Source organism: Epilithonimonas hungarica (genome assembly GCF_900102265.1).
Taxonomy (GTDB): Bacteria; Bacteroidota; Bacteroidia; order Flavobacteriales; family Weeksellaceae; genus Epilithonimonas; species Epilithonimonas hungarica.
In genome coordinates this window covers 169,042-185,173 of sequence record NZ_FNBH01000005.1, presented here as the reverse complement: position 1 = coordinate 185,173, position 16,132 = coordinate 169,042, and the positions used below count along the sequence as shown (strand labels likewise).

The window sequence follows — 16,132 nt, the reverse complement described above, 5'->3', positions numbered from 1 at the left end:
AAAAGAATGGCAAAGAAATTGACTAAATCACCTAAGAATGTACGAGTTGGCGTTTTGGGAAGCGGAAGTTTTGCAACTGCTATCGTGAAAATGCTTCTTGAAAATTGCAAAACGGTTAACTGGTGTGTTCGTAACGAGTTTGTAAAAGGCGCTATCGAGCAACGCGGACATAATCCGACTTATCTTACAACGGTTAATTTCAATCTCAAAAAACTTCAGATTACTACGGATATCAATGAGTTGGTCTCCAATTGTGATGTGATCATTCTTGCTGTTCCTTCTATTTATCTGGCGGAATCTATGGAAAAATTGACTTGTGATTACCAGGACAAATTATTCTGTTCTGCCATCAAAGGGATTGTTCCGAAACATAACGATATTGTGGCGCATTATCTTCGTGATGAGTTCAAGATCGGATTCAAAAATCAGGCGGTCATTGCCGGTCCTTGCCATGCAGAAGAGGTTGCGATGGAACGCTTATCCTATCTTACCGTTGCTGTAGCGGAGCAGGATGATGCAGATATTTTACGAGAAGTTCTGTCCTCTTTTTATATCAAAGTCAATACGAGTTGCGATATTCTCGGAAACGAATATTCGGCGATTCTTAAAAATATTTATGCTATTGGAGCTGGGATTGCGAGCGGTTTGGGTTACGGAGACAACTTCATTGCGGTTTATGTTTCCAACGCCATTCGGGAAATGGAAACCTTTCTGGAAGCGATTTATCCTGAAAAGAGAGATGTGAACGACAGTGCATATCTGGGCGATTTGATTGTAACGGCTTACTCGCTCTTTTCCAGAAACAGAAACTTAGGAAATTTAATTGGCAAAGGTTATACCGTGAAATCGGCAATCCAATCGATGAGTATGGTTGCAGAAGGTTATTATGCTACCAACGGAATCTACGCCATCTGTAAAGAAAAGAAGCTGAAACTGCCTATCATCAATGCAGTTTATGATATTTTGTATGAAGGGAAAAGTGCAGAGAAGCAATTTGCCAAGTTGACGGATAAATTGACTTAATATTTTAAAACCACATAGACATATAATATTTTGAAATTTTAAAATACTTATTCAATATTAAATAGCTATTTTAACTCTATCAAATTTGTATTAAAGATTTCAAAAAATAAAGTAAATCTTAATGAAAGTTAATTAACAATTATAGAAATACAATGGAATAGAATTTGCAAATTTTGCATCTGAAAATGAAAATATCAAACACAAAATGAAACATTCAAAATTTAAACTGGCTCAGGAAGCTATCAAACACAAAGGGTTCTTGCAGAAGATTCCTGCGGTTTTCAGGATGATAAAACTTTATTACAAAGGGGAATATAAAATGAAATTCACAGACATTCTGTTGCCTGCTTTGGCTCTGATTTATGTGATTTCGCCGATCGATATCATTCCGGATTTCGTTCCTGTTGTAGGAGCTTTGGACGATTTGGCAATTCTGGCTTTTGCGATTCCATTGCTAATGAAAGAAGTAGACAAATTCCTGCTCTGGGAAAGCCGTAAAAATAATCCTAATGTTATAGACGCAGAAATTGTAGAGTAACAATAAATAAGAATCCCGATTCATTTTGAATCGGGATTTTTTTATTCAATATTGATAACAGTCTCTATTTCCGGAGCAAACTGCTTAATGGTGTTTTCCACACCCAATTTCATCGTAGAACTACTGATTCCACAGCTGGAACAATGCCCCAAAAGTCTTACAATAACGGTTGTTCCCTGAACATCTACAAGTTCGATATCACCGCCGTCTTTGTTAAGAAATGGTCGAATACTGTCCAAAGCATCCATTACTTTGGTTACCAGTTCTTCCTGAATTTGATTTGTATTATTCATTTTATTATTTTTTCTTAGGCGAGCAACCGGCCATTGTTGTGATTTTAACGGCTTCGGTTGGTGGCAGATTGGTGTTTCTTTCTACAAGGCTTTCTACCATATTTTGGGCAGTTTTGGTGTAGATTTCAGCGATTTTGGAATTTTCCTGCAACGCTGCTGGCCTTCCAACATCTCCAGCCTCTCTGATGCTTTGAATCAATGGAATCTCTCCCAAAACCGGAATTCCCAAATCTTCTGCCATAAATTGGGCACCTTGTTTTCCAAAGATATAATATTTATTCTCGGGTAGCTCTTCCGGCGTAAAATAAGCCATATTTTCTATCAATCCCAAAACCGGAATGTTGATACTTTCCATATTGAACATTGCGATTCCTTTTCTTACATCGGCCAATGCAACATGTTGAGGCGTACTCACAATAACCGCTCCAGTTACCGGAACTTCCTGAATAATAGATAAATGAATGTCTCCAGTTCCTGGAGGAAGGTCAATTAAAAGGAAATCCAATTCGCCCCAATCCGCATCACGGATCATTTGATTCAACGCTTTAGAAGCCATCGGCCCTCTCCAGACAACCGCTTGGTTTGCACCTGAAAAATATCCGATAGACAGCATTTTCACGCCGTAATTTTCAATTGGTTTCATCAGATTTCGGCCGTTCACTTCTACAGAGATTGGTCGTTGACCTTCTGTATCAAGCATTGTAGGAACAGAGGGTCCATAGATATCAGCATCCAGCAATCCAACCTTGAAGCCCATTTTTGCCAACGTTACCGCAAGGTTTGCCGCAACCGTAGATTTTCCAACGCCACCTTTTCCGGAAGCAATGGCGATGATATTCTGAATTCCCGGAATCTGTTTTCCTTTGATTTCATTCGTCACGGGAGTTGCAGGCAATTCAGGAGAAGCGATTTTCAATTTCAAGTTGATATGTTCCCCGAATTCCGAAGCAAAAGCCTGCTTCATCGCCACTTCCAGTTTCTTTTTCTCGTGCATTGCCGGAGAATGAGAAGTCATATCAATATATACGTCATTGCCCATCACCTGGAAATTACTTACAAGGTCATCCACTTCTATCTCTTTCAGAAAATCCTGAACTTTTGATTTCGTCAGCATAAATTTATTATTCTTAAGTGGCTACAAAATTACGGATTTTAAAATTAATTTAGAATTAATTGAATTTATGATTTTGTCTATGTTGATGATTTTTGGCAGGCGAGTTGGGTGGGCGAGTTGGAGCGTTTTTAGTGTTCAAGATAATCATTCAGTAAAAAAAATCATCAACTCTCAAACACTCCCACACTCCACCGCAATTAGGAGCCGGGAACCTGCTGTCTGTTGCAATTCCTTGCGCCTTGCTTTCCCATCGCTAACTGTGGGATTTCCACTACCATCAGGGCTAGGGATTTTGTCTTCGAATTTAGTTTTGTCAATGAAAATAAAATTATGTCATTCCGTAGGAAACCTAATGAAGTGGTTCGACGAAGTCAATCTCAACACATAATGGAATTTCAATTTATAAAGTCTTCGAGAGCCTCAGACTGACATTGCTGAATAAAGAAGTCTTACTATAAATGTCACACTGGGCGGAGCCAAAGTGTTTTTCAAAAAATGATTATTAATCAACCCTAAAAGTCAAATTATTATCATTCGGATTTCCATTGGTGTTGAGTGCGCTGTAAGGCGTCGTGAACCAACCACTTTTGTTCATTACAAACCGGAACTCATAAGTCTTTCCTTTCTCGAATTGAGATTTCGGCAACACCAATTCAAACGTATTTTTGTCCTTTAATACCATTTGATAAGCTTTATTCCCAGGATTCCAATCATTGAATGAACCTGCAACAGACATTTTATCTATAGCTTCAGCGTTTAAATCTTTAGGGATTTTGTAAGTGAAAATCACGTTATCATTCTCAATCCTATAGCCATAAATTTCCTTTTTGACATTAGGCTTGTTGATAATTTCAGAAGCTACCGATTCTTCTCTTGACCAATACGGATTGGCCAAATGTTTATCAATCAATCCTGCAATGTGGTTGACGATAAAATAAAGAGGCGGAAAAGCATTGTATTTGTAACCGTTTGACATAAAAATGATAGACAAATCATTCTCTGGAAAGATACTGTAAGCACTGATGTTTCCACCAGAAAAACCATAAGACATTATGTTTCCAGTTTTGGTAATTTCCCAGCCGTGCGCAAAAACATCTTGTTTATTGGTATAATCAAAAGATCTCCACATTATCTTTTTTGTATTGTCTGTCAGGAATTTGTTTGTGTCAAGATTAATGCTCCATTGCAGAAAATCGGGAAGCGAAATTGTCAATCCGTTGCCAGGATGTGACCTTAGACCACCAACGTGCGTAGATTTTTTATACTGTTTAAGCGAATCATTGTATCGGTATAACTGAATACGATTTGGAACTTCTTCAATAGAATTGGACGAAAATATAACCTTGTTGTTAGCATCTGAAAATTGATTTTTCTGAACATAATCTTCAAACTTTTGTCTTGTGATTTTTTCGATAATCATCGCCAAAAGCATATAATTCGTCTGATTATAACTGAATTGATTTCCAGTTTCAAATTCCATTTTTTCTTTGGACAGCCTTTCAAAAACCTGAGCATTAGATGCATCAGCCGGAATATCCTCATAACGAGCAAAATCCGGAATGCCAGAAGAGTGTGACAAAAGATTTTTTATTTTCACATCTTGCCACTGTTTTGGAAGATTATCAACATACTTCGAAATTTTATCTTCAAGCGAAAGTTGTCCTTTTTCAATCAATTGAAAAACAGCAACATTGGTAATCAGTTTCGTAGTAGAATAAACCCGGAAAAGAGAATGTGAATCCACTTTTTTATCAGACTCCAAGTTTTCTCTGCCGTAATATTTTTTGAAAATAATTTTATCATTTTTTACAACGCCGACCGCCAAACCTGGAATCTCATAAGTTTTCATTACTTCGGTAAGATAGTTGTCGATTGATTTTGTTTTCTCTGCTTTTTGGCAAAATCCTAAAAATGAAAGATTTAGGAATAATAGGGTCAAGAAAGCTTGTTTCATTAGTTATTGGGTTATGACATAAGGACAATTCTGGTCTTTGATTTGTTACATTAGAATACAAAATATTAATTCTCCAACTGCCCTTCCCACTTACTCACTGCAGACGTCGCCAATGCATTACCAAGAACATTCGTCATACTTCTTCCCATATCGCAGAAATGGTCTATTGGTAAGATCAAAGCAATTCCCTCTACCGGAATATCAAACATTCCACACGCCGCCACGATGATTACTAGACTCGCTCTCGGAACACCGGCAATTCCTTTACTAGTAAGCATCAGAACCAAGAGCATTATGATTTGCTGTCCAACAGGCATATCGATGCCGTAAATCTGAGCAATGAAAATTGACGCAAATGTCATATACATCATACTTCCGTCAAGATTGAAAGAATAACCCAAAGGCAAAATGAAAGAAACAATCCTGCTGTTGCAACCAAATCTTTCCAGTTCTTCTACCAATTTTGGGAAGACGGCTTCGGAACTGGTGGTGGAAAAAGCAATTAATAATGGTTCTTTGATTCTTCGTAACAATTCGAAAAGACGATTGCCGAGAATCATATAACCAACTAATAACAGAACCAACCAAAGAATTCCCAGTGCAAAGAAGAAATCCCGGAGATAAATGGCGTAAACTTTGAAGATCTCAAAACCATTGGTAGCAACCACTGCAGCGATCGCTCCGAAAACGCCTAGAGGTGCCACCCACATTATATAACCCACCATTTTCAAAATGGCATGAGCGATCACGTCCAATCCTTTGATTACAGGTTTTGTATATTCTTCACCCATTGCAGAAAGCGCAATTCCAAAAATTACAGAAAAGACAACAATCTGTAAAACTTCATTGGTTGCAAAAGCTTCGAATAAACTTTTTGGAATAACGTGTTTTACGAAGTCTTCCATCGAGAAACCTTTGCTATTATTCACGATTTCGGAAGCTGAAGAAGTATCTGTGATTGGAAGTTGTGTTACGTGGCCCGGCTCCAGCCAATTCACTAAAACCAGACCGATTAACAAAGAAACCAGGGAAGCTGTTATGAACCAAAGCATCGCTTTTGTCCCGACACGGCCAACCATCTTGATGTCGCCCATTTTTGCAATCCCAACCACTAAAGTTGAGAAAACCAAAGGCGCAATGATCATCTGGATCAGTCTGATGAAAATCGTTCCCAGAAGTTTTATGTTTTTTGAAAAGTCATCGGCAGAATCGGGATAATTTGTATGGACAATGCCTCCTAAAACGACACCCAAAATCAATGCGACGATAATTGCGATAAACAGTTTATTCTGACCTTTCATAACTTTCTATATAGATTTAAATATTTTGAACACCAAGTCCACTAAGATTTAATTTATTAAAATGTTTTAAGGCTCACCAAGGCGTAAAACTTAACAAAGAGTAAAATTCTCATATAAGCGAAGCGGCTTTGTGAACTCTTGAGCATTATTCTATCAATTCTTTGTGTGCTTTGTGTTCCAATTACATTGCTAAAATTTCTTCAACATAAATTGTAACTGAACAAAACTAATATTTTTGAGAGAATAACCACCAATATTTTAAATTAATATTAAGAGAATCAAAGAAAAATCGCCGATTCTCATCAACAAAAATAAAATAGCATTCATGCACAGTTCAAATTAGATTTCGTTCTTTGTATAAATCTGACTGTGAATAAAATTGCCATTGATCAACGAATGAAAAGAGATGTTGAAATTGTCATTATTTCTGATGTGCATCTTGGAACTTATGGTTGCAAAGCCAAAGAATTACTAAGATATCTGAATTCTATCCGTCCAAAAACATTGATTTTGAACGGCGATATCATCGACATCTGGCAGTTCAAGAAGTCTTATTTTCCCAAGTCTCATCTCAAGGTTGTCAAAAAACTGATTTCGTTTGCGACCAAAGAATCGGAGGTTTTTTACATCACGGGAAATCACGATGAGGCGTTCAGGAATTTTACAGATTTTGAATTAGGAAAACTGAAATTGTGTAACAAGCACGTTCTGAAACTTGGTAATCAGAAAGCCTGGATTTTTCACGGCGATGTTTTTGATGCGTCGGTTCAACATTCCAAGTGGATTGCGAAGTTGGGTGGAAAAGGCTATGATTTGCTGATTGCAATTAACAATCTTGTGAATTGGGGATTGGAAAAAATGGGAAAAGAAAAATATTCCTTCTCAAAAAAAATTAAGAATAATGTCAAAAAAGCCGTAAAATATATCGGTGATTTTGAACTGACCGCTTCTGAACTGGCCATTGAAAATGAATTTGATTATGTAATCTGTGGTCATATTCATCAGCCTCAGATTCGAGAAGTTGTTAACAAAAAAGGAAAATGTATCTATCTGAATTCCGGCGATTGGGTGGAAAATCTTTCCGCTTTGGAATATCAGAATGGCGACTGGAAACTTTTCATTTACGAAGATGAAAAACATACGCTTACAGATGATGAAACGGACGAGATGAAGGAAATTGACAGCACTGAACTGATGAAAATCGTAACTCAGATTGTTTAAAAGTCTTCGAGAACCTCAGAGTGACACTGCTAAAATAATTGTTGTTAAAATTGTCATACTGAGCTTGTCGAAATGTCTATTTTAAAATTATAAAAACACAAATATTTAAATTTTTTTAAAGCAATATGAAAATATTATACGCCTTCCAAGGCACAGGAAACGGACATCTTGCAAGAGCTCAGGAAATCATTCCCATTCTGAAAAAACACGCGCTTGTGGATACTTTAATCAGTGGACATCAGACCCAACTGAAGTCGGATTTTGATATTGATTTTCGTTTCAAAGGGATTTCTTTGCTTTATAATAAAACTGGCGGTTTGTCTTACAAGAAAACGTTTTTTGAAAATAATTTTTGCAAAGCTGCGAAAGTGATTAAGGATTTGGATTTAAGTGCGTATGATCTGATCATCAATGATTTTGAACCTTTGACAGGTTGGTCGGCGAAATTGAGAAATTTACCAATTGTAGAACTGAGCCATCAAGCTTCTTTAACTTTCAAAGAAACACCGAAGCCAGAGAAGAAAGATTGGTTCGGGGATTTTATTCTGAAACATTATGTGCCTTGTGAAAAGAAAATCGGGTTTCATTTTGAAAATTATAATTCGCATATCAAAAAGCCGGTCATCAGACAAAAGATCAGAAAGCTAAATCCCGAAAACAAAGGTCATTATCTGGTTTATCTTCCAAGCTTTTCGGATGAGGTCATCACTAATTTCCTGACGAGAATTGATGTTCAATGGAAAGTTTTTTCCAAATATGCCAAGCAACATCAGAAGTTCAACAATGTTGAGATTTTCCCGATAGATGAGAACAGGTATTTGGAATTCTTTGAAACTTGTGAAGGAATTCTTTGTAATGCAGGCTTCGAAACACCTGCAGAAGCTCTTTTTATGAATAAGAAATTATTCGTTATCCCGATTGAAAATCAATACGAACAGGAATGTAATGCGTTTGCACTTCACAAAATGGGAATTGCCAATTCTGACAAACTTGACCCAATCAAAATCCGGGAATGGATAAATTCTGAGAATAGGATAGAAGTGGATTACCCGGATAATATTGAGAGTATTATCACAAAAGAGGTTTTGTATTGATGAAACCACATAGGTACAGTAGATTTTGTTGTTGCAAAAAATAACTAAGATGAAATGGCTATTAGAACTTCTGGGTCTTTTCTTTTTTAGATTTTCTTATGTGCCTATGTGGTTAGATTAGAATCAACTCTTATTTCCGCCGATTTTATTGAATTTCATTACTAATGACAACATAAAATACCGTCTGAGAACCAGATCTTCCCGGTCTTCGATATAATTGTCGCCGATGTTTGTGACAGCGTTTTGTCTTTGATTCAGTAAGTCATAAACCCGGAATTTCAGCATCATCTGTTTTTTATAAAATTGATAATTCACACTTGCATTCCAGAAATAAGATTTTCTGTTGAAGTTTGCCGACATATTATTATTCTCTCTGAATCTGAAATCATTTTCGATGAATAAATTATTAGCAAGAAAATAATTGACCATTCCCAAATTCAGATTTTTGTTGGATGTCTTGGTTTTATCCAGACGATAATTGGTGTAATGGGACTGCGAAAAACCGTAGCTGTAAGATGCTCTCAGATCGATAATGTCTTTCAGTCTTAGATTTAAATTAAATCTTGGCGTCACACTGAAAATATCATTCGTGAATTCTGAACCATCCACAAATCCTTTTCGATAATTGAAATTAGAAGAGAAAGCTGGTGTTAATTTTAGCTGATTTCCGTTCCATTTAATGGTTTTTGTAAAATTGGAAATGAGATTCAGTCTTTTGTTTCCGCTGATGTTCGCATACGAACTGAACTGTTTTCCAGTCTCATCAAAATAGGAATAATCCACAATGTCATTTTCCCAATAACTGAATTCCAATCTGACATAAAAATTCATTGTTCTACCAATGTTAGAACCCATAAAATTAATATTGGTCGAGTTTTGCCAAGTACTCTTCAGATCCTTATTTCCCTGAAAAGTCAAAAGCGGATTTGACTCGTCTCGGAAAGGGTTGAGTTCCATAGCTGTGGGAATCGTGTAACTACCTCGGTTGCTGATTCGGATATTTTTAAGTTTGGTGAAATTATATTTAAAATTAACATCATATTCTGGCAAAGTGAAGTTTTTCTGAAATCCAGAATTCTGAAGATTAAACATCGTGCTGACATCCAATTTAGAAATATTCAGATTCGTACTTGCGTTGAAAGATATTTTGCCACGGTTAAGATGATAACCGATTTCAGGATTGATGTAAGTGCTGTTTTGATTCAGAATATTGGACAATAGAGAATTGTAAACCGAATATTGATTATTTGCAATATCAAAATCATTCACAATTTTTTCATTATCACGAGTTTGATTATCATAAGTCACGATCATAGAAATCGTGGAATAATCTGTAATTGGTTCGTAATATTTGACGTCTGCAAAGAAACTATTTCTTGAGTTTTTGGTCTGTGAGCGTTGATTTCTGTAATCATTGTCTTCCGGAGATTGATAGAAAATGGTTTCCTGAAGATTAAAATTGTCATTCTTACTTTCCGAAAAAACATTCTTAAGATACGCTGAAAAAGACCTTCCGTTTTTCTGAAATTTTTTGGTAAATCCAATTTTTGGAGAAAAACTATTGTTGACAGAATTTCCTCTGGATGAGCTCACATTGCTATTGAGTTGCTCATCATCCCGAAACGTAAAACTCTTGCTGTCATTAGTTCTGTCTATGTTGGTATTTGTGAAATCTATAGATAAAGTGATTTTGGTGGATTTATTGATTTTATAATTCGTATCTGTACCGAAATTGAATTTTCTTGTGTCCGTATTTCCACTTCGTTCCGTGTCTTTATCAAGTTTATATTCTGGCAAAAAAGTCGTCCTAGAAGTTTTGGAATAAGTTTCCAGATTGTTATCATCATATTGCAGACTGAATTTTTCCAAGTCGAGATTCTCTCCGATTTTATCAATGTAATTGAGCCCGATCATCGAGGTCCTCATAATTCCTTGGTTTACAGAGCTGCCGTTTATTGCGGAGTTTTTGCTTTTGGTTCCATTGTCAAAAAAACTATCGACGGAAAACCCAGCTGTGTTGATGTTGTTGGAAGCACCAATCAGAGCGATATTTCTATTATTTTGAGCTCTTGTGAAAAACATAGTTCCCTCGTAGCGGTCGTTGCTTCCGTAGCCAAGCATCACATTATTGAGATTGACTTTGTTGTCTTTTTCATCAATATTAAAGTTCACGGTCAAGCTATCGGAAATAGGAGCTCTTCCTGTAAATTCTTCTTCCTTGGTTTTAGACGTCGTGATTTGAATTTTCTTGATGATGTCTGCGGGATAAGTCTGCAAAGCAATGCTTCCATCTCGATTGAAGAAAGGCTTTCCATTGATGAGGATTTTGTTGACAGGTTGTCCGTTAATTGTCATTTTTCCGTCGGCATCAGTTTCTACGCCAGGGATCTCTTTTAGCAATTCATCTATTTTGGCGTCAGGTTTTACTTTCAGATAAGATGCATTATACTCAACTGTGTCTTTTTTGATTTTGACCGGCGAAGCTGTGATTTGGACTTCCTCGATATTCGTGATTAAATCTTTTTCTAATTTGACGGTTCCAAGTTCTTCATCTTTAATAATAATTTCAAATTTTTTAGAAAGCGAACGAAATTTATCTCCGGAGATCTGTAAAAAAGAAGTTTCTTTTTGCTCAGGGATCTTGATTTCAAAGTTTCCTTTATTATTGGTTCCGGTAAAATTAATGATAGTAGAATCCTTTTGTTTTATTAATGAAATTGTGGCGTTTTCAATTGGATTGTTATTCTCGTCAGTCACTTTCCCGTTGATGTTGTACGTTTGGGCATTTAGTCTTAGACAAATCAGAATAAAAAGAAATAGGAGTTTTCTCATCAATAGTTTTTAATAGTTAGGAGTTAGATTGGAAATTGACTTAATGTTAAATGCTGAACCTCAAAAATAGAAAAACCCCTGAAAAGTCAGAGGTTTCAAATTTTATTAAAGTTTTGAAATTAAGCTTTCAAATATCTTGCGTATGCATAACCTTCTTCACCGTCAGCCGTTTTGATCTTCCACCAATCTTCTGAAGATTGCTCAACCAAAGTTACTGTTTCTCCTTTTGCAGCTTTCCCTACAATAGAAGCTTCTGTAGAAGGTTCTTGTCTGATATTAAGATTGGATTCATCAGTTGCAACAGTCAAAGAAGCACCAGCAGTCAATCCGGAAACCTGAACATCGATATTGACATCGGTTGCCGTATAAGATGGGTCAATTGCGCCTAAAGCATTCCAAACTGTGTCTTTTGCAGCACTACTTGCAGCTTTTCCTGTGATGTACAAAACACCGTCCTGCTCTTGAACAGAAAGGTCAGAAAGTCCAGCAGACTGAGCTGCAGAAACCACACTTGCGTATTTATCTTGTAAGCTCATAATTATTTAACAGTTATTTTGTTATCGTATTTACCAATTTTTAGTGCATCTACAGACTCTTTTACTTTTCTTGCGTTAGCAGAAGTTGTAGTTCCTGTCAATGTCAAAGTTCCTGCAACATCTTCAGCTTTCACACCAGGGATGTCTTTCAATGCATCATTCACTTTCTGAAGAACCGCTGCATCAACAGCATTAACTTCTACAGACGCTGCTACTGGTGCAACAGTTGCCATATCGTGAACATCTTTCACACCTTCTACTTTTTTCAAAGCTTCGATAGCAGCCTGTTTATCAGCTTCGGTTGCGAAAACTCCGCTTAAGTGTGCCTGTCCTTCCTTCACTTCCACAGAAGTTCCAGGATAAGCAGTGATTGCAGTTGTTGCCTGTGATGTCAAATCGGCATCAGAGACTTTCTTTTTACAAGAAACGGCTGTCATTGATACCATCAGGGCAAGAGCAGCGATTTTAATTGTTTTTCTCATAGTATAAAATAATTTATATTGTGTTTTTTATAAGTATTAAAATTGATGCCAAAAGGAAAATTCATTCAAATCCTGATAGCTATTTTTAAACTTTCACTAATGGTAAAATTAAATTATTTTTTGATACTGAAAATAATTTTAATTAAAATTAACAAAATTGATACCCAGTATTTTAAATCGACAAAAACATACTTAGCAATAATGTTTTTTTAATTTTGATTACTGTAAAAAGGATATTCTTTTATGATTAAATTTAAGAGACAAAATTGAACAAAAAATTATTTTATCCTCAAAAACTCCTTCGCCAGCTCGATCATTTTCGGGTCGCCGGTGTATTTGCCTTTTTCATCAGATAACTTAACTGTCGGAATCCATTCATTATTGATACCTTTTACGCTGATGAGCTTCATGACGATATTCATTGGTTTCAGTCCGACATCATTCGTCAGATTGGTTCCGATTCCGAAAGAAATTCCGATTCTTCCTCTGCAGTAATTGGTAATTTCTTCTACTTTTTCGAGATTCAAACCGTCTGAGAAAATAATGTATTTGAATAATGGATTGATGCCTTGTTTCTGATAATGCGCAATGGTTTTGTCTGCAAATTCCAATGGGTCACCGCTGTCGTGACGAACGCCGTCAAACAACTTTGCAAATTTCTTATCAAATTGCTGGAAGAAAACTTCCGTCGTATAAGTGTCGGAAAGTGCAACACCCAAATCGCCACGGTAAACATCCACCCAATTTTCCAATGCGATAGAATTCGCCATCTTGAAACCAAATTCCGCCGCGTGAAACATAAACCATTCATGCGCGTGAGTTCCAATTGGTTTTACGTTGTAAAGCATTGCCAAATGGACATTCGAAGTTCCGGTGAAAGTTGATTTCTTGTCTTGAATCAAAGCATCCATTACCAATCTATGAACTTTGTACGAATGTCTTCGTCGAGTTCCAAACTCTGCAAACGGAACACCAAGTTCTGTAAGATGTACGGCTTTTTCGACCGTCTTATTGATGACTTCTTCGTTGGTTTGTCTTTCCAGATGATTCATTTCATAATGAAGTTCGCTGATGAGCGCCAATAAAGGAACTTCCCAAAGAATCGTTCTGTACCAAAGACCTTCGACAGAAACTTTTAGTTCATTTCCGTTTTGCTCGATCCTTACTTCAGACGGGTCGTAATGAAAACCTTCCAAAAAATCGAGATAGGGAAGGGCGAGATAAGGACAAGTAACTTTCAGATATTTTTTTTCATCCTTGGTCAGTTTCAGTTCTGCCATTGCGTTGACAGACTTTCTGAGTTCTTCAGCAAAACCTTCTGGAAACTGATGTTTGCCACGGTTGATGAATTCGTATTTTACAATTTCGTTGGTAAATAATTTCACGACTGCATTTTGCATTGTGATTTTATAAAAGTCATTATCCAGAATAGAATTCAGCCGAACTTCGCGCATAAAAATATCATTTACACAAATCTAAGGAATTTTGTTGAGGAGAGTTTTGAACTTGATTGATTTTGATCATTAATACATTACTTTCACATTGTACAAATTACAATTCTTACTTTTGTCAAAATTTTTTGAAATGGTAAAAACGCTGATGTATTTTGTAATCGGAACTTTAATTAGTTTTTTCTTAAGACGTTTTACAGGGGAGCAGGCAGACTTTTGGGTGGAGCTTTATGTAGCTTCTGCTTTTGGAATTGGTTGGGGATTGGCCTATTTCGTTGACCATCCGGAATGGTCTTTACCAAAGAAAATGGGGATTTCCTTGATTGGAATTGTTTTCTTGGTTGCTGTTGGATTGCTATGTTTCGATTTTGAAACTGCCGTTCCATCTATTATCAAATTCTCTACGGTTTTTGTTGCCTATTATATGATTGCAAGCTTCCGGGAAAGTAAATCGTTGAGGTATTAATTTTAGAAATATAATTTAAAAGCCGGACTCGATAGAAGTCCGGCTTTTTATTTTTAATGAATCATCAGGAAACTGACTACACCTAGACCTATAACCAAAAATATAAAAGCAAAGAAATTAAACATAAATAGAATACTTCCGATAATAAAACTGATGACACCGTGTGTATGATAGACCTTATAATGTGCGATAAAAAAATAAATGATACTGTAGAAAAACAAGACATTCATCAATAAATAAATGATTATACTGATTGAAGTATGTGTAACAGTTGTCAATTTATATAAAAAGGAAAATAATAAAAACGTCAGTAACAAGAAGCTGAAATAATGAAGTGTGAAGATCCCATGGTCAAAATACCACCATTTTTTCTTGTTATGGAATATCCAAAGAAAAAATGCAAACATTGGCAAGTAGATAAAAAGTGCTTTTGGAAGATTATGGAATGAAATCTCAATAAGGTTTTTGAGGATTTCTCCCTTGCTTACACCTTTTTCTTTGAGCTCAAAAAATTTATGGGCAACAGGAACATTGATGAAATCATAAAACGCTGGATTTTTTGCTTTTGCAGAATCAAATGATTTTTGATTTGTATAACCATTAAACTTAAAATCATCATCCAATTTCTTGCTCATATCAAAGCTGTCTTCGATATCGCTTAATCTTGCAGAATCTTTCAGCAAAGCATTCACCTTACTAATTGTCACAGAATCTGTTCCTTTCATTTTTTCTTCCGTTCTGATGCTGTCAAGCTTTTCCGAAGTTTCTGCAAGTCTGTTCAGTGAGATTGTCTTTTCTTTTTCAGCGTTTTTTTTACCTTCAAAATCAATAGAGAATGGAGGGAAAACAGCAAAAAGGAAAAAAGTTATGAAACTGATGAAAATGTAAAGCTTAACAGGCGGAACAAATTTTTGCCTTTTACCTTCGAGATAAGTAGTCGTCAGTTTCCCGGGTTTGAACAGCAGATTTTTAAGAGTCCCCCAAAATTGCCCGTCATAATGGGTAAAGTCTTCTATAAAATGGGTGAAGAGATAATGAAAGGGCTGTCTTGTTTCTATGTTTTGTTGTCCACAATGCGGGCAGTAATGTTCTTCAACAATATGTCCGCAATTAAGGCAGTCTTTCTCTTCTCTAAGTTTTCCGTGGCTCATTTTATAGAATTTTCCTCAAAAATATAAAAAACTCGAATTATAAATAAAGCTTATTTTGACAAATTTCAGAAAGTTTTCAGTCAATTAATGATTCGTTAACTTGCTAATTTGCAGAAAATTAAAATATTTTTCCGGGGAAAATTTTTCATCCGAGAAAAAATTCATACCTTTGCACACCCTTTGAGGGAAAATTATGTTTAATCGTAAACGATAAATTGTGAATACATTAAGTTACAAAACAGTATCGGCAAACAAGGCTACAGCAAATAAAGAATGGGTTGTTGTAGACGCTGCTGAGCAACCGTTGGGAAGACTAGCTTCTACCGTTGCAAAGATTTTGAGAGGTAAGCACAAAACGAATTACACGCCACACGTAGATTGTGGAGACAACGTGATCGTTTTGAACGCTGGGAAAGTTACACTTTCCGGAAACAAGTGGGCAGACAAAACTTACATTTGGCACACTGGATATCCAGGAGGTCAGAAGTCTATGACTGCTGATGAGCTTAGAAAAAAAGATGCTCTTAAAGTATTAGAAAGATCTGTGAAAGGGATGCTTCCTAAAAACAGATTAGGTTCGGCTTTATTCAAGAACCTTTATTTATATGAAGGAACAGAGCACAAACACGAAGCTCAACAGCCAAAAGTAATCAATGTTAACGAATTTAAATAATTG

15 protein-coding genes are annotated in these 16,132 nt (G+C 36.1%); 6 read left to right on the top strand and 9 right to left on the bottom strand.

Annotated elements, in window-relative coordinates; translation table 11 throughout:
- Positions 1-6: 6 nt before the first annotated feature.
- Both BLT30_RS17435 and BLT30_RS17430 read left to right on the top strand, forming a co-directional pair.
- A complete protein-coding gene (locus tag BLT30_RS17435) occupies positions 7-1,023 on the top strand; it encodes an NAD(P)H-dependent glycerol-3-phosphate dehydrogenase (RefSeq protein WP_089875004.1) in 1,017 nt (338 codons plus the stop codon).
- Between the two features lie 205 nt (positions 1,024-1,228).
- Positions 1,229-1,561 (top strand): YkvA family protein, encoded by a 333-nt coding sequence (locus tag BLT30_RS17430; RefSeq protein WP_051230622.1) that lies wholly within the window; start codon positions 1,229-1,231, stop codon positions 1,559-1,561.
- 41 nt (positions 1,562-1,602) lie between these two features.
- Here the strand turns inward: BLT30_RS17430 and BLT30_RS17425 are convergent, their stop codons facing one another.
- From BLT30_RS17425 to BLT30_RS17410, 4 genes are all read right to left on the bottom strand, one after another.
- Entirely contained in the window at positions 1,603-1,854 is a 252-nt protein-coding gene (locus BLT30_RS17425; RefSeq protein ID WP_089875002.1) for a NifU family protein, read from the bottom strand.
- Between the two features lie 4 nt (positions 1,855-1,858).
- The gene (locus tag BLT30_RS17420; protein ID WP_089875001.1) at positions 1,859-2,968 is read right to left on the bottom strand and encodes an Mrp/NBP35 family ATP-binding protein; all 1,110 of its coding nucleotides are present in this window, start codon (positions 2,966-2,968) and stop codon (positions 1,859-1,861) included.
- A 502-nt stretch (positions 2,969-3,470) separates the two neighbouring features.
- On the bottom strand, positions 3,471-4,922 hold the full coding sequence (locus BLT30_RS17415; RefSeq protein WP_089874999.1) for a serine hydrolase: 1,452 nt from the start codon (positions 4,920-4,922) through the stop codon (positions 3,471-3,473).
- A gap of 65 nt (positions 4,923-4,987) precedes the next feature.
- Positions 4,988-6,223, bottom strand: a complete 1,236-nt coding sequence (locus BLT30_RS17410; RefSeq protein WP_089874997.1) for a dicarboxylate/amino acid:cation symporter — start codon at positions 6,221-6,223, stop codon at positions 4,988-4,990.
- Between the two features lie 396 nt (positions 6,224-6,619).
- On the opposite strand from BLT30_RS17410, the gene BLT30_RS17405 reads away from it, so the two are divergent.
- Both BLT30_RS17405 and BLT30_RS17400 read left to right on the top strand, forming a co-directional pair.
- On the top strand, positions 6,620-7,444 hold the full coding sequence (locus BLT30_RS17405; RefSeq protein ID WP_089875114.1) for a UDP-2,3-diacylglucosamine diphosphatase: 825 nt from the start codon (positions 6,620-6,622) through the stop codon (positions 7,442-7,444).
- Between the two features lie 125 nt (positions 7,445-7,569).
- Positions 7,570-8,538, top strand: a complete 969-nt coding sequence (locus BLT30_RS17400) for a glycosyltransferase family protein (RefSeq protein WP_089874996.1) — start codon at positions 7,570-7,572, stop codon at positions 8,536-8,538.
- Positions 8,539-8,661: 123 nt separating this feature from the next.
- Here the strand turns inward: BLT30_RS17400 and BLT30_RS17395 are convergent, their stop codons facing one another.
- The 4 genes from BLT30_RS17395 to pncB form a co-directional block, all read right to left on the bottom strand.
- Complete coding sequence (locus BLT30_RS17395) at positions 8,662-11,370, bottom strand: TonB-dependent receptor (RefSeq protein ID WP_089874994.1); 2,709 nt, start codon at positions 11,368-11,370, stop codon at positions 8,662-8,664.
- Positions 11,371-11,489: 119 nt separating this feature from the next.
- Positions 11,490-11,906, bottom strand: coding sequence for an SH3 domain-containing protein (locus tag BLT30_RS17390; RefSeq protein WP_089874993.1), 417 nt, complete (start codon positions 11,904-11,906; stop codon positions 11,490-11,492).
- A 2-nt stretch (positions 11,907-11,908) separates the two neighbouring features.
- Entirely contained in the window at positions 11,909-12,388 is a 480-nt protein-coding gene (locus BLT30_RS17385) for a BON domain-containing protein (RefSeq protein ID WP_089874991.1), read from the bottom strand.
- 278 nt (positions 12,389-12,666) lie between these two features.
- Positions 12,667-13,842 carry a nicotinate phosphoribosyltransferase gene (pncB, locus tag BLT30_RS17380; RefSeq protein WP_089874989.1) on the bottom strand — a complete coding sequence of 392 codons (1,176 nt, stop codon included), beginning with the start codon at positions 13,840-13,842 and terminating at the stop codon, positions 12,667-12,669.
- A gap of 130 nt (positions 13,843-13,972) precedes the next feature.
- Here pncB and BLT30_RS17375 point away from each other — a divergent pair, with 130 nt between their 5' ends.
- Positions 13,973-14,305, top strand: a complete 333-nt coding sequence (locus tag BLT30_RS17375) for a hypothetical protein (protein ID WP_089874987.1) — start codon at positions 13,973-13,975, stop codon at positions 14,303-14,305.
- A gap of 53 nt (positions 14,306-14,358) precedes the next feature.
- On the opposite strand, the gene BLT30_RS17370 is transcribed toward BLT30_RS17375, so the two are convergent.
- Entirely contained in the window at positions 14,359-15,456 is a 1,098-nt protein-coding gene (locus tag BLT30_RS17370) for a DUF3667 domain-containing protein (protein ID WP_089874985.1), read from the bottom strand.
- Positions 15,457-15,673: 217 nt separating this feature from the next.
- On the opposite strand from BLT30_RS17370, the gene rplM reads away from it, so the two are divergent.
- Positions 15,674-16,129 (top strand): 50S ribosomal protein L13, encoded by a 456-nt coding sequence (rplM, locus tag BLT30_RS17365; RefSeq protein WP_027383699.1) that lies wholly within the window; start codon positions 15,674-15,676, stop codon positions 16,127-16,129.
- Positions 16,130-16,132 lie beyond the last annotated feature (3 nt).